Origin of the sequence: Algibacter luteus, assembly GCF_900141715.1 — a bacterium.
Taxonomy (GTDB): Bacteria; Bacteroidota; Bacteroidia; order Flavobacteriales; family Flavobacteriaceae; genus Arenitalea; species Arenitalea lutea.
On sequence record NZ_FQYK01000002.1, the window covers coordinates 247,665 to 264,260 of the forward strand.

The window sequence follows — 16,596 nt, forward strand, 5'->3', positions numbered from 1 at the left end:
TGTGTTGTTACATGGGACGTTTTTTGCGTTAGGGATTGCAGTAGAAATCCTTTTTGTGAGGCACGAGCAAAAAGATTGCCACGTAAAGCCCGACCCTTGTGGTAATCTGCCTGCCGGCAGGCAGGCGACCAAATGTTTTATAATATAATGACTGCTTCGTCTATTGGTTTTCTTACTTTTTTGAAGGTTGAAAACATATCGTCGTCGGCGCGATAACCTACGGGCAGAAGCAATACTGATTTTAATCCTTTTTCGTTTAGTTTTAATAGTTTATCGTATTCTGAGGCTATAAATCCTTCCATGGGGCAGGAATCGATGCCTTCGATGGCGCAAACCGTCATTAAATTACCCAAAGCGATGTAGGCTTGGTTTGTAGACCATTGCTGGCGTTCTGTTACCGACATGTCTTGCATCATATTTACCAAATCTTCGCGGTAGGGTTTTAGGATGGTTTCTGGGGTATTGCGTATGTGTTTGATGTTGTTGTAATAGTCGATAACATCGGTGGATTGGATATTATCCTGAATACAAATGACTAGTAAGTGCGACGCATTTAATACTTGTTTTTGATTGTATGCTGGCGCTACTAGGGGTTCTCTTAATTTTTTATCTTCTACAACCACCAATTTTAGGGTTTGTAAACCATAGGATGTTGCGGTAAGGTTAAAAGCCTCTATTAAAATATTGATTTTGGCTTTAGATAACTTTTTGGTTGGGTTAAACTTTTTTGTTGCATACCGCCATTTCAGTTGCTCGATTGTATTCATTAGGTATTTTATTTATGCAAAAATAAGGTTTGCAATTTTCTTTTTAGTGTATTGATAAATAAAATATGCACATGGATTAATACATAAAATTTATTGATAAAAAAGTTAACTTTTTATTTGAATAGAAGGAAAAAGGACGTTATATTTGCACCCGCATTCAGGCAAATAGCTTGATGAGGCACTCAAGGAGAAATGGCAGAGTGGTCGAATGCGGCAGTCTTGAAAACTGTTGAGGGTCACACCTCCGGGGGTTCGAATCCCTCTTTCTCCGCAAAAGAAACCCGCAACAAATGTTGCGGGTTTTTTATTTTTAAGAGCGCTGAAAATACATTTTCAGAAGTGAATAAAAATAAAAAACCTAGCAAGCGCAGCTTGGTGAGGGTTTTATGCTTGTTCTGGATTTATTTCTGGGATATACAATCCCTCTTTCCCCACAAGAAACATGTCAAATTCCACTAAACCCCTAATCATTTTGTTTTTGCCCTTTTTTTAATTTAAACAGTTTCATATAAAACTATTTTATATCAAACAAAAAAGTAAATGCTGTACGGCATTTACTCATTCTAACTGATAGCTATTATATTGTAAAATATTGATAACAAAGTATTTATATTTAAATTATTTTGTAATTTCAAGGGCACATATGTCTTGCATCTATGAAAAAAGCATTTTCATTTTTTATCTAAAAAAAAGTATTTTATAAACTATAACCCTTTTAATGAGCTTTAAACCACTTCTTTATTTATTAATTTTTAGCATTTTATCAATTCCTGTAAATGCTCAAACAGACTCGCTTTTTATGAAACAAAAAAAAGAAAAAACGTTTCTTCAAAAGGCCATTTTACCGGCTTCTTTAATAGTTGGAGGGTCTTTACTAAGTGGAAGTCATTTTGAAAAGGATTTTCAAAGAGAAGTACGACATATTGTAGGAAACAATTATGCTTTCGAGATTGATGATTACACGTTATATGTTCCAATTGTAGAAATGTATGCTGCCGATGCTTTAGGTGTGCAATCCAAAAACCATTGGTTCGACCAAACTAAAAACCTAGTAATTGCCAATATAGTTTCTGATTATATTACATTTAAATTAAAAATATGGACCAAAAAACGTAGACCCAACGGAGACGACGATTTAAAATCTTTCCCTTCTGGCCATACGTCGCGTGCATTTACAAACGCTGGTATTTTATATCATGAGTTTATAGACACTTCTCCATTTTTAGCCTACAGCGGTTATGCTTTTGCTACAACAACTGGGGTATTTAGGGTAATGAACAATGCACACTGGGTTAGCGATGTTATAGTCAGTTCCGGCATCGCTATTTTAGTTACAGAATTGGTTTATTTATTAGACCCAATTATTAAATGGAACCCCTTCAAGAATACAAAAGGCATTAGTTTTATTCCGAGAATTGACAATGAGCATTACGGTTTTTATTTAAGCATGAATTTTTAGCAGTGTACTAATGACTCATGTTATGTTAACAAGAATAAATATCCTAAAAACTTGCATTTGTATAAAGCATATAGGCGCATTGATTATTCGTTTTTATTGTCATTTATAGTTTTTTAAAAACTTTCATCAATAAATAAAAGCGACTCAAAAGAGGTGCTATTTAAACTCATTTTTAGGAGACAATAAATTTAATAAAGAAATTGGAGTAACCCATATTTTAATGAAATTTCTTTCAAAAAAAATGAACTGCTAAAGTTAAATTGTATTTTTTATTGCGCGGTTTTTTGGATATGGTATTTTAACTCTTTCACTACCAAACCTATAACCCCTTAATTCGAAACCACACTCACCACACCAATAATTAAAATTAACACCAGCACGAAGGTTCTAAATTGCTCTTGAGAGACTTTATTTAATATGCGTTTGCCTATGTAGGTACCTACAATGCTTACGCCTATTAAAATGGGCACCAAATACAAATCGTGTTTATGCATGTAGCCATTGTAATAGTAAACGATGGTTCTGCTAAAATCGACGCCTAAATCTATTATGGCAGAGGTGGCAATAAACTTGTCTTTGTTCATTTTAAAAGCCGCCAGCGTAATGCCTCGAATGGCGCCACCAGTACCTAAAAACCCAGCGCTGAGTCCGGAAAACGAACCACCAATAATCGCATTGCTTGTTTTAGCATTTACTTTAAGGTGTTTATTAATAAGAAACAATAGACTCAAGGCAATGAGGAAAAACCCAAGTACATAGGTGAGTATTTTAGGATCGAAAAACTGACTTAAATAGGCACCAATAGATACAAATAAAATAGCGGGGATGCCTAAAGTGAGGACAACTTTTTTATCGAAGCCTTTTTTGAAAAAGGCTATTTTGGAGATGTTGCTAGATAAATGATACAGCGCCGTAATGCCTAACACCGATTGAAAATCGAAAAAGAAACTGGCCATGGGCACAAAATATACCGACGAGCCAAAACCACCTATAGTTCCTAAAACTTCTGCTAACAAAGACAAAATGATGAAAATAGGAAGGTATCTTGTTAACATGCCGTTATAGAATTAGGAACTCTGGTTTAGGACTATATTTTTGGTTTTTTTATACGGTTTGATACTATTTTATGGCTGCGTCCCCTACCCGCTCTTCTTGAAAGCTTTGGGGAACCAAAAGCCCCTGTTCTTCCAGAACGATGGTTACCAATTTTACATAATCGGTTACGGTTTCATTTATATTTTGCGGATCTGTAATATCGATATAGCCCTTCCAGATGAGTTCTCTATCTTTTGCAGGACAGAGACAATACAACGAAGATTCGGTATGATACACTTTGTATTCGTTATAATAATCGGGGTTATAAAAAATATCTTGATACATTAAAAATTCTTCCTTAAACCTGGTATGGGTTTCATCGTATTCGCCATAATTATTCTTGTAAGCAATTTTATCTTCCACACCTATAACTTTGGTAAGTAGTATGGCATCAAAATTATTAGCAATTAATTTACTTTCTAATTGACTTATGCTTTCTTCTGATTGCTTTTTTGTTGTGAAATCGGGTTGAAACACCTCCAAACTCGTATAGGCTTCAATACCTCTGGCTTGGTATTCTCGTTTTAGTTGTTCTTCGAATTGACGCTTGGCTTTGGCATTTGAAGTGATGCCAACTATTAAAACTTTGTTGGTTTCAAACACCTCAATATCTGGGTTTTTCCAGTTTTCTACAATTTCAACTGATGAGCAACCTATCAATAAAAAAGATAATACTATTTGGATTATACGTTTCATAATTTTAAGATTGTATATTATTGAAGCAATCGCTTTTGTTTTTCGTGTTTCATAATATCTTCAATGGTGCGAAACACTTGTTTTTTGAGTTTTCTGTATTCTTTAAAGTAATAATTAATGTTAACCAGCAGTGTTCTGTGTTTGTTTCTATAGGCTTCTTCTTCTTGCAATTGATCGATGCCATCAACCATAATGAGCAATTCGTTTTCGTGCGTTTTTACGGTTTCAATATATTTTTTATTCTTTTTTTGTAAAGCCTCTAAAGTCTCTACTATTTTCTTGCTTTCTGCAAAATGCGATGCATCAATTAGCTGAAGGGTGTACGATTTAATCAGGTTTGAAAGAAATTGTTGTTCATCTTTTATAAATCGTAATTCTGATAACCAATTACGTGAGGCTTCATGCATGATATCTGCATTGAGCCATTCAACGTATTTGCGGTTTTTTAGTGTTTTCATAAGTATTGACTGTTTAAATAAATCTGTACAAACATTAAGAAAAGCAGAAAGCGAATCATTACATGACCGCTTTCTGCTTTTAACATCATGCTATCTCAATTACTTTTTTAGGTAATTGTTTAGCTTCTTCCTTTTTCAATAATTTCAATTTAAGAATGCCATTTTTATAAACGGCCTTAATGTCTTCATTTGGGTTTACTGAATTAGGTAATTTTAACGAGCGTTTAAAAGAATTATAACTAAACTCTCTGCGGGTGTAGTCTTCTTCTTTTTCTTCCTCTTCTTTTGATTTTTCTGCACACACATTTAACATGTCGTCTTCAATAGTTACTTCGAAGTCTTTTTTGTTAAATCCAGGGGCAGCAAACTCAATTTCAAAATCATCTTGATGCTCTTTAATATTCATTGCTGGCATTAAACTGTCATCATCAAGGAAATCGTCGTTAAAAAAACGGTCGTCGCTTAAAAAGTTTTTTAAGCCATTATTCCAAGGGAATAATCTGTTTCTGTTGTTAAATCTAATAAGTGTCATGGGTACTAATTTTTAAAGTTAAACTAACACACCTAACCTAATGATTACAAATAGATTATGAAATGATTTTCATCAGTTCACTGTTAATAAATATGTAAAAAAATGTTAAATAATCGTGCCTTCAATAAACTCGAATAAACGCATTTTTAAAACATTGAATTCTTCATTAAAAACAGTGATATCGTAATCTAATTTTTTGTGCGTTTCGATGTAAAACTGATTACCATCAGAACTTGTATATTGTTGCTCTTTTTCGAGATGCGCTATATGACATTCTACACTATCTAAAATATGCACCCCTTCGGAATGGATGTCATCTATCTCTTGTTTAAAAAGTTCTAATATTTCGAATAAATTCGGGTTATTAGACCTGTAAATATTGGCTTGCAATAGGTTTTTTAAAAATGCTAATTCGATGCTCTGGAATTCAAGATTCGATTTCCATTGCGTGGTCTCCATCTGTAACTCTTCAATACTTTTATCGCGATAAAAGTTTTTAAATTTGCTTAAACCATCCATATTCTTAAGTTTTTATACCATTAGTTTTATAATTTCATTCAGCTTGGGGGTACATATGTGCCAACCAAACGTGTCTTTTAGTTTTGTACTAAATGTGTTCATTGCCGAAGGTTCGCCGTGAATTAGAAATGTTTGCTCAGGAATGTTTTTAATCTCGCTTAACCAATCTAGTAAGCCGTTTTGGTCGGCATGCGCCGATAAGCTCTCGTTACTTTGAATATTAGCTTTAACGGGATAATATTTTCCGTAGAGTTTAACTTCGTGAGCGCCATCCAATAATTGGCGCCCTCTGGTGCCTTCTGCTTGATAGCCCACCAATAAAACCGTGGTTGAAGCCACGTCTATAAGTTGTTGTAAATAGGTTAATACACGACCGCCAGTGACCATGCCGCTTCCGGCAATTATAATTTTAGACCGCTGATCGTCAATAGTTTCCCAGGTTTCTTTAAAAGATTCAATGATGTTGATATGGTTGCACATGGCTGCGTATTCTGAATCTGATAATTTGTGCCATTTTGGAAACATTTCAAAAACACTTAACACATTATTGCCCATGGGACTATCAATAAAAATGGGAATATTCGGGATTTTGTTTTTCTTGTATAATTTCCAGAGAATGTACATGAGTGTTTGTAAACGCTCAACAGCGAAACTCGGAATGATTAAATTGCCTTTGTTTTTTATAACCTCTTTAATTAGTGCTGCCAATTCGGTTTCTACATCATTTTCGGGGTGAAGTTTGTTACCATAGGTGCTTTCAATAAACAAATAATCTGCCCACTCTGGTTTTTTCGGGTTTTCTAATAAATAATCGTTCTTTCTACCTATATCTCCTGAAAAAACAAATCGTTTTTCGTTGATATCGAGTTCTATAAATGTAGCTCCAAGAATATGACCATTAAGTTGAAAACGATAGGATATTTGTCCTGATAAGGTTTTCCATCGGTCTAAAACTTCAACTTTAAAAAGGGCAAGTGTTTTTTCAACATCTCTAACGGTATAAAACGATAATGCGGGTTGATGTTTGGTGTACCCTTCCTTATTGGCTTTTTTAGCATCTTCTTCGTGAATTTTGGCACTGTCTTTAAGTATAATTTCAGCAATGGCTAACGTTGGTGCTGTACCAATTATATTTCCTGTAAATCCTTGTTTTACTAATCGCGGTAAGTATCCTACATGATCGAGATGCCCATGGGTGAGCAATACTACGTCTATGGAAGGAACATCAACAGGGAGGTCGAGCCAGTTGAGTTCACGCAATTCTTTTAGTCCTTGAAACATCCCACAATCAATAAGGATATTTTTTCCGAAGGCTTCGATAAGAAATTTTGAACCCGTTACAGTTCCTGTGCCGCCTAAAAAATGAACTTTTGCATAATTTGCCATCTTATGAGTTTTAGCGATTACACAATTGATTTATTTCGTTTAGTATTTTTTGTTTTCTAACTTCTGAAATCCCTAAATGATCGAGGTAGAAAACATCACCAATCAATTCTCTACAAAGCACAACATCTCTGCTTAATAAAAATTGTTTTTCTCGGTTATTCAATAAAGTAGAAACGGTTATAGGATATAAACTTAACCTATCGATTCTATCTTTTAAACCATCATTTTTGGGGTAATCCCAACTTAGCAAATACAAACCAACACAGTTGCCGTAAATTAAAGCATCCTCCGTAAAACGTGTGTTGGTAACTACCCAGCCTTGGGTAAGCTTATGTGTATTTTTAGAATAACCGTTCCATTTTTCTTTGACATCTCGATATCTGGAATTAATATATAAGGGTACTTTGACGTTACAATTTAAACCTGGTTCACCATGAAACTTGCACTCTACAATGGTGGTTTCGTTATGTTTTGAGGCGATGACATCAATTTCATGCTTTACGCAATGCCCTTGTACAATATTGTTGATTTGCACATGATATCCTGAATATTTTAAAACAGCTGCCACAAAGCGTTCAAAAGGAAACCCCGTAGGACCTAACTCGTAAATGGCTTTTTTGAGTTTGTATTTTGAAGCCAAATAACTGTTCTTTTTTTTGAGTAAAGCAAATGCCCGATTATATATTTCTTTGGTTGAAATGCCTTGATACAACTCATCTACCACAGTTTCTAAGATGGGTTCGATGATGTCGTTATTGGCACCGGTTCGCTTCAAGGAATTGCGCAATTTTTCCAATGAAAATTTAGCCGTTAATCCTGATGATTTTATAATATCGATATGATTTTCCTTCATGATATATCACGTTTTAAAAAACAGTAATTAATGGTTTTTAAAAAAAGTGCGAACCATGGCCTTTATTTGATTATCTGTCATACTATCTGATCGTTCCACATTTACAACTTTTGCCCCTACAGGTTTATATTTTTCTTTTAATTCTTTCACAAACTTGTTAGGCGTTTCAGCAGGACCAAAAATGGCTATTTTGTTGGACTCATTTATGTGAGATACAATCGTTTTAAAATATGTTTTTAGTTGTTGTTTTTCCCGATCGGAATATTTACTATCCTGCACGACGTCTTGAGGACCTCCCTTAAATTTAGTTCCAGAACCGCCTGAAACATGATAATTTTCAACTTCTGATTTTATGGTTAAAAAATCGACTTCATCATTTTCAATAGTTACGATGTGAGCCTTTTCTTTATCTAACCAAATGCCTGTATTTTTCATAGTCTTAAAGTTTTAATTTCTTAAATCGTGCATTACCAATATGGGTACTACCGAATGAAATGCAATATCTTTCACCAAAGGTTGTGTAAGTATGCTACCAAAAAAGCTGTGTTTTTTATTGATAAACGCCACCATATCGCTATCTCTACTTTCTATAAAACAGTTAATAGCTACAGGTATTTCCATATGCCTTAATTGGTGAAATGAATAGCTTACATCTTCAAAAATGGTTTCCAGAAGTTTCTTATTCTCAAGTAATTTAGCGTCTAACTCTGCCTTTCTAGACACATGTAAAACACAAATATTAGCATCACATGTTTTTGCAATATCTACCAAGTAATTCAACTCTCGCTTTTTATAGTGGGTTTTATAACTTGTTGGGAATACAATTTCTTTAGGCAAATGATGTTTGGCTTCGGCAGGCACTACAATTACAGGACAGTTTCTAACTTTTTCCATAACATTTAATGCCACACTACCATACACCACTTTTTTGGAGTTTGTTTCGCCTCTGGTGCCCATCACAATCATTTCAATATCTTTTTCTTCCACGATATTTTTTATGGCTTCTAGCGGATTATTAAATGTGGTTACAGGTATAAATTGGTGTCTAGGATTTTTATGATCTCTAAAGGCAATCATATCGAGTACTTTGGCTAAACCCGTTTCAGAATCTGCTTTTGCCGTTTCATACAATTCACTTCCGGGTTCCATATTCATAAGGCTTTCCATAATATTTGAGGTTGCCGAAAACACGTTAAGGATGTAAAAATCGCAAGCTTCTCGTTTGTATAATTCTAAGGCATAAAGTATGGCATACCATGCATTCTTAGAAAAATCGGTAGGTAATAATATATTTCGTTTCATGGTTTTGTGTTTTTAATTAACTGTTTACCAACGCATTAAACCTATTCGATTTTGGCTAACCAGGAATAACCAAGAACGGTATGGTTGGATTAAATCCAATCTTTTTAATAACTGGTTCGTTAAAAATTTTCTCAATAAAACTATGCTTGTAGTTTACCATAGCCAGCATGTCTATTTCTAATTCTTCGATAAAACTTTTAATGTCATTTGCTTTTTTTGAGTAGTCAGGAACCCAATGTAAAGAATGCTCAAATTCTCCAAAATAAGATTCCAAAGTCGTTATGTTGTGCTCTTGAACCTCAGTTAATTCTTCTTTGGTTTCTATATGCACCACTCGAATTTTTGAGTTATAAAGTGAGGCCAGATCTTTTAAAGCATCTAAGTCTGTGGCGCCATAAAACCGATTAAAATCTGATGGAAAAGCTATTTGTTTTGGTGTTACAAAATCATAATCTTCAGGGATAATTAAAATAGGACAACTCCTCATTTTACTTATCATTTTTACGGTATTGCTACCGAACAAAAACTCTTGAGCTCCTGTGGCTCCCTTGGTACCCATAACAACGAGGTCGATATTATATTTTTTAACGGTGGTATCAATGGCACGATATAAACTTTCGGTACTCAAAATAATCTCAAAATCGTGGTTTGCATTGGCATTAGCTGTTTCTGCCAAAGTTTTAAGTTCTAGCAAATTGGTATTTGCATTTTCTTTTACTTCTTCATATACCCTACTGTATTTATCTGATATGGAAGAGAGGCTGCCATGTGCTGAATGCAGGATATAAAATGTACAGCTTTCTAGCGCATAGAGTTTTAAGGCATATACAATAGCACTCCATGCATTATCTGAAAAATCAGTTGGTAACAAAATATGTCTATTATTCGTTTCCATAGTTTATAAGATTTTAGAGGGAATCACTAAAAACGGAATGTTTAAATGAAACCCGATGTGATGAATTAATTTTTTAAAGAACAAATTCTCAAAAAAGGAATGTTTGTTGTTTATCATAATCAACATGTTAACTTTATTCTTGATTTGAAAATTGGCAATAGCATCTTCTACATTCTGGTTACTAACATCATGAAAAATATTGGCTACTTTTTTCAATTTGCTTTCCAAAAGTGCTTTGTTTTGTTTTTGAATTTCTGTTAAATCGTAACCATAGGAGACGTGAAGCACATGTACTCTAGAGGTGTGCTTTTTAGCGATATTAAGAATTAAGCTTAAGTGTTTGTTTTTATAATGAATCTCAAAATCTGTTGGAAACAAAAGCTCATGAGGTTTTTCGTATTTAAAATCTTCAGGAACAGCTATAACCGGGCATTTTACTTGATTTAAAACATGAACCGTATTCGATCCGAAAAGCACTTCTTTGGCTCCAGTGGCCCCTTTTGTGCCCATAACGATATAATCTATTTTTTTCTCCTTGATTTGATCTTTAATTTCTGGAATTAAGGAATTAAAAACAGACATTTTTTCTATTCTGTGATTAGGGTTCCGCAAGGTTTTCTTGATTTTATCGTGAAATTTTTCAAGTTTATTCATGGAAGTACTGCGCTCTGAATCTACCAACCCAAACTGCGCAGGATTAACTAACACATATTCTATATGATACACTGCAGGTGTGTAAGTGTTCAATAAATAAAAGGTACACACCTCGTCTTTAAACAATTTAAGCGCATATACAATGGAATTCCATGAATTATCAGAGAAATCGGTAGGAAGGAGTATCTTTTTCATGACTTGAGTTTTTAAATTAATGCCTCCTTTCAATGTTTTGTAAAGCCAAAAATGGAATTCCAATATTTAAGCTTATTTCATCTATAGGAGATTGAAATAATATATTTTCTAAATGAGAATGTCTGGTGTTAACCATAATGAGCATATCAACACCATTATCGCTTATATAGCTGTTAATAGCTTCGGTAATACGCTTTCTATTTACCGTTATAAAGTTGGTTTCATTTTTACAAAGTGTTTCTTCAATAAAGGATTTATTATCCTCTTGTCGCATAGATAATTTTTTACTTTTAGAAACATAAATGACATCTATCTTAGTTCTGAAAGGCGCTAACATTTCGCATACCAATTTTAACTCTCTTCGCTTGTATGGAATTAAATAATTGGTTGGAAACACAGCGTGTTTAGGCTGTATATATTTGTAGTTGCTAGGAATAGCTAAAACCGGACATTCCACATATTTTAGCACCTGTAATGTATGGCTACCAAAGGTTAATTTTTTATGGTTCGATTTGCCTTTTGTACCCATGACAATAATATCTATATTTTCATTTTCAACTATTTTATCAGCCTCGTCGACCAGCACATTGTTTGAAGAAACCATGCGATAGGTAAATCTAGGATTGGGATGTTGCTTTCTTATATCTTTAATTAAATCCTCTAACTGTTTTTTAGATTGATCGCTTACAATCTTTGTAGCTCGACTAAGGGTTTCGCGTGTTAATAAAGCCTCATTTATGTAAATATCATCTTGATAGGCATGCATAAAATAAAACACGCTGATTTCGTACTTAAAAAGCTCTAAGGCATAATGAATGGCGTTTAAAGCATTTTCTGAAAAATCTGTTGGAATTAATATTTTTCTCATGACTATATACTTTTGAGGTTTTCTTAAATATATTAAGTATATCAAGAGAAAACTATGACGACGGTCAGATATAATCGTTTAGAAACTTGAGGATTAAGTATAAAAAAACGGTAAAGATTGAAGTTTTACCGTTTTTCATGAGGGTTTAATTTTGATATATAGCTCTAACTAAACTAAGGAATAATTTTATTAAACTCTCAACAAGATTTAGCCTATATCCCCATCAGCTAAATCATGAATTAATTAATAGCCAATAACCTAGAAACAGGAAGCTTAAACTTCCTGTTTCGTTTTAAGCGTTTAATTTTATTATCTAACCTTTACTCTATCTACACCCTTGATTTACAAAAAACATAAAATAAGCTTTGGCTTCATAGTAATTTTAAACGCTCATCAGATTTACAAGGTCTTTCGATTTGTAAATCTTTGATTTTTATAACCAAATTCAAAAGAACGTTTGATTAATTAATGTTACTAAAGTAAAGCGTTACTTTCAAAATTGCTATGACGACCGTCAGCATTGAAAAATAGATTTAACATAATGCAAGTATTCTACTTTTTAAAACCTTTTAAAATGGAATCAATAGATATGACGAATATCATCAATAGTACTTTAACTTATTGATTTACAGTAACATATAATCTAATTATAATTAATACGGTACAACGCCGTATACGATATTTAATAAAAATATTCCCGTTAAGAAGAGTAACATGTAAATGACTTGAACGAATTTAATGTTAACGAATTCTAAGAATGAAATGGTGCGTTTTGGGAAAATAAATAATAGCAAACCTATGGTTAAAGCGACCCAACCTATAGCGGTTATAATAAATTTCCAGTTAGGTTCCCATATATTGTGATACAAGATGTTTAACAAGCCAACAATAATGGCCATGAATGAGGTTGTAATTAAAAACTTTTCATCTTTAAGGTCTAAAAAAATCTGTCGGATCCTTTTAGGATTAAAAGTTAAAATCACAAAAAAGATAATAAGATACCATCCCCAAAATTTAGCTAAAAAAATAGATATATTTTCCATAATGAAGGTTTTATTCATGTAAAACTAAAAACGGGATATCTGTGTGATAGGTAATTTCTTCTACCAAAGGATGGAATAAAATACGTTGGAAATAGTTTAAGTTTTTTGCTACCATGACTATCAAATCGATATCTCTACTTTCTACAAAGCATTGAATGGCAGCTTCAATATCTTTGTTCGTTAAAAAATGAAAACTATGTTTATAATGATTAAAATAATCATCTAAATAGTCTTTATTTTTTTTCTGATCGGCATTAAGTACATAATCGCGTTTATTGATGTGTAATAATCTTATTGACGCATTAACTAATTCTAAAATGTCTTGAAATGGACGCAATAATTCAGAAGAATAAAATGCCGAAAAATCGGTTGGAAACGCTATTTCTTTAGGTTTAACAAATTTTGCATTTTCAGGAACTACTAAAGTTGTGCAATGCACTCTTGTGATAACACTAGCGGCATTGCTGCCAATAATAAGTTTTTTTAATCCAGTGGCGCCTTTTGTTCCTATAACAATCAAATCTATCTTTTTCTCTTCAACGTGTTTTCTGATAGATTCTATAAAAAAATTATAATCGGTAATTTTAAAAAATCGATGGTTGCCTTTAAGTGAAGAATCGCTAATGCGCTTTAGTAAATTATTAAGTTGAATTTTTGATGGCTTAATTAAAGTATCATCAATAATATCTTTGGTTAATGCATAACCAGCATCTTCTACAACATAACCACTAGTTACTGTATTAACATGTAATAAATAAAAATTACAAGACTTCCCCTCAAAAAAATTAAGGGCATATTCAATGGCATTCCATGAGTTACTAGAAAAATCTGTAGGAATTAAAATGTTTTTCATTACAATTTTACTTATTGTAACAAAAATAGATGCAAGATGTTGGTTAAAAAATGATATTGGTCATTTTGAATAGCGCACAGAAGTTTAATAAATCTGCTTGAGTTTGTCAAGATTTAAAACCTTAATATTTCTACCTTCAATTTCAATTAATCCATCATTCTTAAATTTAGACAATGTTCTTATAAAAGTTTCTGAAGCTACGCCTGCTACACTGGCTAAATCATTCCTCGATATCTTAATGGGGTCGTTTGGTTTTCTATTAATTTTTTCAGCAAACCTAATAATTGTAGCGGCGGTTTTTTTGTTAACCGAACTATAGGCCATTTGCAATAATTGTTCTTTGGTACTTGATAGATTTTCTGCTAATAACTCAATAAGTTCTAGTGAAACTTTATGGTTGTTTTCTAAAATATCATTCAAATCGGTTTTTGAAATCCCAATCAATTCAACATTATTAATAGCTGTTGCAGACTCTTGATACGCTATATTTTGAATAAAAGTGGTATAACCAAACAAGTCGTCTTCCTTGAATAAAGCTGTAATTAATTCTTTACCATCTTCATCAAATTTATGATTTTTAACAACCCCTTTTCTAACTAAATAAATGTAATTAGAGTTATCGCCTTCACTGTATATTAGATCGCCTTTTGCGTATTTAAATATCTTCCCGTTATCGTCTAAATAATTTTTTAAATCATTTAAAGTTTTTAATTCATCTTGAGATGGTATCGAAGATTCTTCCGTATAATTAGCTCTTTCTTCTTTTAAAATAGCGGCTTTTGCAAGCCTGCTTTCTATAGCACTAATTAATTCTGCTTCATTAAAAGGTTTTGTGATATAATCGTCTGCACCCAGATCCATCCCTTTTCTAACATCTTTACGCTCGGTTTTTGCTGATAAAAATATAAATGGAATATATTTTGTTGTCTCGCTTTTTGAAAGACCTTGTAACACACCATAGCCATCTAATTCGGGCATCATAATATCGCAAACTATAATATCTGGTAGATTTTCTTTTGCAGTATTTAAACCAACGCTACCATTAGGCGCTGTTATAACTGAATAGTTAGACAATTCTAGAAGTTCGGCTGTATTTTCTCTTAAAACAGTATCATCTTCTATGAGTAATATTTTTTTCATCAGTTTTATTTCTTTTTATCGCTTTATCTCGTCAGATGTCCTTAATATAATTTTATCTCAACAAATTTCAAAATCACTTTAAATTAATTTAATAATGCTTTACTAGGCACTTTCAATGTAAACGTGGAACCTTTACCCTCTTTACTAACAAATGCAATTGAACCATTTAGGTTTTCTAAATGAGATTTTACAATATTTAATCCTATACCAGTACCTTGAGTAAGCAATGCGTTTCCTGCTCTAAAATAACGATTAAATATATTCTTTTGATCTTCAGCAGGAATGCCCATACCCTCATCTTTTACTATGATTGAAATTACTCCAGCCTTTTGGTTTACTTTTAAATCTATCGTACTGTTTTCAGGCGAATACTTTATGGCGTTATGTACTAAGTTTGACAAAGCTAACTCAATTATTTTTTCATCCTGAAAAAGTGAAATATCATCAACATTGTCTGGGTAGTTTATTTGTTGGCCTTCTTTTAACAACATATTGCTATTGTATACCACCTCATTCACCACTTTACTGAGCTTAAATTCGCTAAAATTATAAGTTACTTTACCAGTTTCTAACTTTTCAACCGATAGAAAATCGTTTAAAATATTATTTAAATAATGTACTTTGTCTGTTATGGTCTTAATATGCTTATCTCGCTTCTCTTGTTGCTCTGTTAACTTATATTTTGCAAGTAACATAGTTGAAGTTAAAATTCCACTTAACGGTGTTTTAAACTCGTGTGAAACCAGCGATAAAAATTTTGTTTTTAACTCATTAAGTTCTATTTCCTTTTTTAAAGCTTTTTTAGTTTCCTCTTCAGCTTCAACACGTTTACTATTTTCAACTTCAAGCTCTCTATTAGCAGCTTTTAGCTCATTTAATGCTTGTTTTAATGCCTCAGTTCTATTCGCTACTTTTTCCTCTAATCTAGAATTTAATTCAACAATCTGAATTTCCTGTTTTTTACGTTCAGAGATATCAATAATGATTGCCATCACATAGGTGTTGCCAAAAATTTCGAATGGGTTTAGGCCTATTTCTATTGGAAAGTTTGTACCATCTTTACGCACACCATAAAGGTCGCGCCCCTTCCCCATTTGTCGTTTTTCATGCTTTTGCATAAATTTATTAAAATGACCGCCATGATTGGCATGGTATCTTTGAGGAATTAAAACTTGTAGTGGCTGACCTATAAGTTCTTTGTTTGAATAACCAAATATAGTTTCTAAAGCGGAATTAGTTTCCATAATGCTTTGATTTTTATCTACCACCAAAACGTCTTCTGAAATGGCTCCGAGGAGGGTGTTAAAAATCTCTTGGTCTTGTCCAAACATAAATTATAACTATCAAGGTATTAAATGAACGTAAAAGTACGAATTTAAATCAAAATCTATGGTTGTAAAACTGATTAATATCATAGCAAAAACCTCAATAAAATATTACTTTTAGAGTTAATCTTAATTTTAACACATTAATTAACAATGGAAAGAAAAGATATAGACTTTTACCAAGTTTTAGGTAAACTTTTTTATGCCGTAGCTGCAACCGATAAGCGCGTAGTTGCAGAAGAAATTAATGCTTTTAAAAAATATTTAAAAACCAAATGGATAAAGGCTGAGGAGTTTAAAAACCACAATAATTATGAAGGCATTAAACAAATTTATTTAACTTTTGAAGCTTTAAACCAACAAGACTCTCCAGACCCAGAAACATACTTTGAAGCATTTATAAAATTTAAAAAAAATAACGAACATTTATTTAGTAAAAACTTAAAACAGCTTATTTCTAGCACAGCACATGCCATTGCAAACAGTTATGCCCGTAAAAACAAATCGGAACTAATCATGTTAGCTCAACTAGATTTAGAATTAAAAAAAGAATAAT

Annotated in this window: 19 protein-coding genes and 1 tRNA gene; 3 read left to right on the forward strand and 17 right to left on the reverse strand. The window is 32.7% G+C overall.

All coding sequences use genetic code 11. The features are described 5' to 3' along the window. Window positions 1-137: 137 nt before the first annotated feature. The gene (locus BUA46_RS04555) at window positions 138-767 is read right to left on the reverse strand and encodes an NAD(P)H-dependent oxidoreductase (RefSeq protein WP_019387578.1); all 630 of its coding nucleotides are present in this window, start codon (window positions 765-767) and stop codon (window positions 138-140) included. 186 nt (window positions 768-953) lie between these two features. On the opposite strand from BUA46_RS04555, the gene BUA46_RS04560 reads away from it, so the two are divergent. Further along, window positions 954-1,038: transfer RNA gene (locus BUA46_RS04560), tRNA-Ser, on the forward strand. Window positions 1,039-1,566: 528 nt separating this feature from the next. Next, complete coding sequence (locus BUA46_RS04565) at window positions 1,567-2,226, forward strand: phosphatase PAP2 family protein (protein ID WP_237714664.1); 660 nt, start codon at window positions 1,567-1,569, stop codon at window positions 2,224-2,226. Between the two features lie 329 nt (window positions 2,227-2,555). Here the strand turns inward: BUA46_RS04565 and BUA46_RS04570 are convergent, their stop codons facing one another. The 16 genes from BUA46_RS04570 to BUA46_RS04645 form a co-directional block, all read right to left on the reverse strand. Further along, on the reverse strand, window positions 2,556-3,281 hold the full coding sequence (locus BUA46_RS04570) for a sulfite exporter TauE/SafE family protein (RefSeq protein ID WP_026010041.1): 726 nt from the start codon (window positions 3,279-3,281) through the stop codon (window positions 2,556-2,558). 64 nt (window positions 3,282-3,345) lie between these two features. Then, on the reverse strand, window positions 3,346-4,017 hold the full coding sequence (locus tag BUA46_RS04575; RefSeq protein ID WP_019387581.1) for a hypothetical protein: 672 nt from the start codon (window positions 4,015-4,017) through the stop codon (window positions 3,346-3,348). Window positions 4,018-4,034: 17 nt separating this feature from the next. Beyond that, window positions 4,035-4,475: a hypothetical protein gene (locus BUA46_RS04580; protein WP_019387582.1), complete on the reverse strand. Its 441-nt coding sequence runs from the start codon at window positions 4,473-4,475 to the stop codon at window positions 4,035-4,037. Between the two features lie 85 nt (window positions 4,476-4,560). Beyond that, window positions 4,561-5,007: an Hsp20/alpha crystallin family protein gene (locus BUA46_RS04585; protein WP_019387583.1), complete on the reverse strand. Its 447-nt coding sequence runs from the start codon at window positions 5,005-5,007 to the stop codon at window positions 4,561-4,563. A 105-nt stretch (window positions 5,008-5,112) separates the two neighbouring features. Beyond that, complete coding sequence (locus BUA46_RS04590) at window positions 5,113-5,526, reverse strand: hypothetical protein (RefSeq protein ID WP_019387584.1); 414 nt, start codon at window positions 5,524-5,526, stop codon at window positions 5,113-5,115. A gap of 12 nt (window positions 5,527-5,538) precedes the next feature. Next, entirely contained in the window at window positions 5,539-6,912 is a 1,374-nt protein-coding gene (locus BUA46_RS04595) for an MBL fold metallo-hydrolase RNA specificity domain-containing protein (RefSeq protein WP_019387585.1), read from the reverse strand. A gap of 10 nt (window positions 6,913-6,922) precedes the next feature. Then, window positions 6,923-7,765, reverse strand: coding sequence for a restriction endonuclease (locus tag BUA46_RS04600; protein WP_019387586.1), 843 nt, complete (start codon window positions 7,763-7,765; stop codon window positions 6,923-6,925). Between the two features lie 27 nt (window positions 7,766-7,792). Then, window positions 7,793-8,200, reverse strand: a complete 408-nt coding sequence (locus tag BUA46_RS04605; RefSeq protein WP_019387587.1) for a hypothetical protein — start codon at window positions 8,198-8,200, stop codon at window positions 7,793-7,795. A gap of 12 nt (window positions 8,201-8,212) precedes the next feature. Continuing rightward, window positions 8,213-9,067 (reverse strand): universal stress protein, encoded by an 855-nt coding sequence (locus BUA46_RS04610; RefSeq protein WP_019387588.1) that lies wholly within the window; start codon window positions 9,065-9,067, stop codon window positions 8,213-8,215. Window positions 9,068-9,122: 55 nt separating this feature from the next. Further along, window positions 9,123-9,962, reverse strand: coding sequence for a universal stress protein (locus BUA46_RS04615; RefSeq protein ID WP_019387589.1), 840 nt, complete (start codon window positions 9,960-9,962; stop codon window positions 9,123-9,125). Between the two features lie 3 nt (window positions 9,963-9,965). Beyond that, complete coding sequence (locus BUA46_RS04620) at window positions 9,966-10,811, reverse strand: universal stress protein (protein WP_026010042.1); 846 nt, start codon at window positions 10,809-10,811, stop codon at window positions 9,966-9,968. Between the two features lie 16 nt (window positions 10,812-10,827). Then, window positions 10,828-11,679, reverse strand: coding sequence for a universal stress protein (locus BUA46_RS04625; protein WP_019387591.1), 852 nt, complete (start codon window positions 11,677-11,679; stop codon window positions 10,828-10,830). A 653-nt stretch (window positions 11,680-12,332) separates the two neighbouring features. Beyond that, complete coding sequence (locus BUA46_RS04630; protein WP_143148074.1) at window positions 12,333-12,722, reverse strand: hypothetical protein; 390 nt, start codon at window positions 12,720-12,722, stop codon at window positions 12,333-12,335. Window positions 12,723-12,732: 10 nt separating this feature from the next. Then, entirely contained in the window at window positions 12,733-13,575 is an 843-nt protein-coding gene (locus tag BUA46_RS04635; RefSeq protein WP_019387593.1) for a universal stress protein, read from the reverse strand. An 84-nt stretch (window positions 13,576-13,659) separates the two neighbouring features. Next, window positions 13,660-14,715 carry a response regulator gene (locus tag BUA46_RS04640; protein ID WP_019387594.1) on the reverse strand — a complete coding sequence of 352 codons (1,056 nt, stop codon included), beginning with the start codon at window positions 14,713-14,715 and terminating at the stop codon, window positions 13,660-13,662. An 83-nt stretch (window positions 14,716-14,798) separates the two neighbouring features. Continuing rightward, entirely contained in the window at window positions 14,799-16,046 is a 1,248-nt protein-coding gene (locus BUA46_RS04645) for a PAS domain-containing sensor histidine kinase (RefSeq protein WP_019387595.1), read from the reverse strand. A gap of 147 nt (window positions 16,047-16,193) precedes the next feature. Here BUA46_RS04645 and BUA46_RS04650 point away from each other — a divergent pair, with 147 nt between their 5' ends. Continuing rightward, the gene (locus tag BUA46_RS04650) at window positions 16,194-16,595 is read left to right on the forward strand and encodes a hypothetical protein (RefSeq protein WP_019387596.1); all 402 of its coding nucleotides are present in this window, start codon (window positions 16,194-16,196) and stop codon (window positions 16,593-16,595) included. Window position 16,596 lies beyond the last annotated feature (1 nt).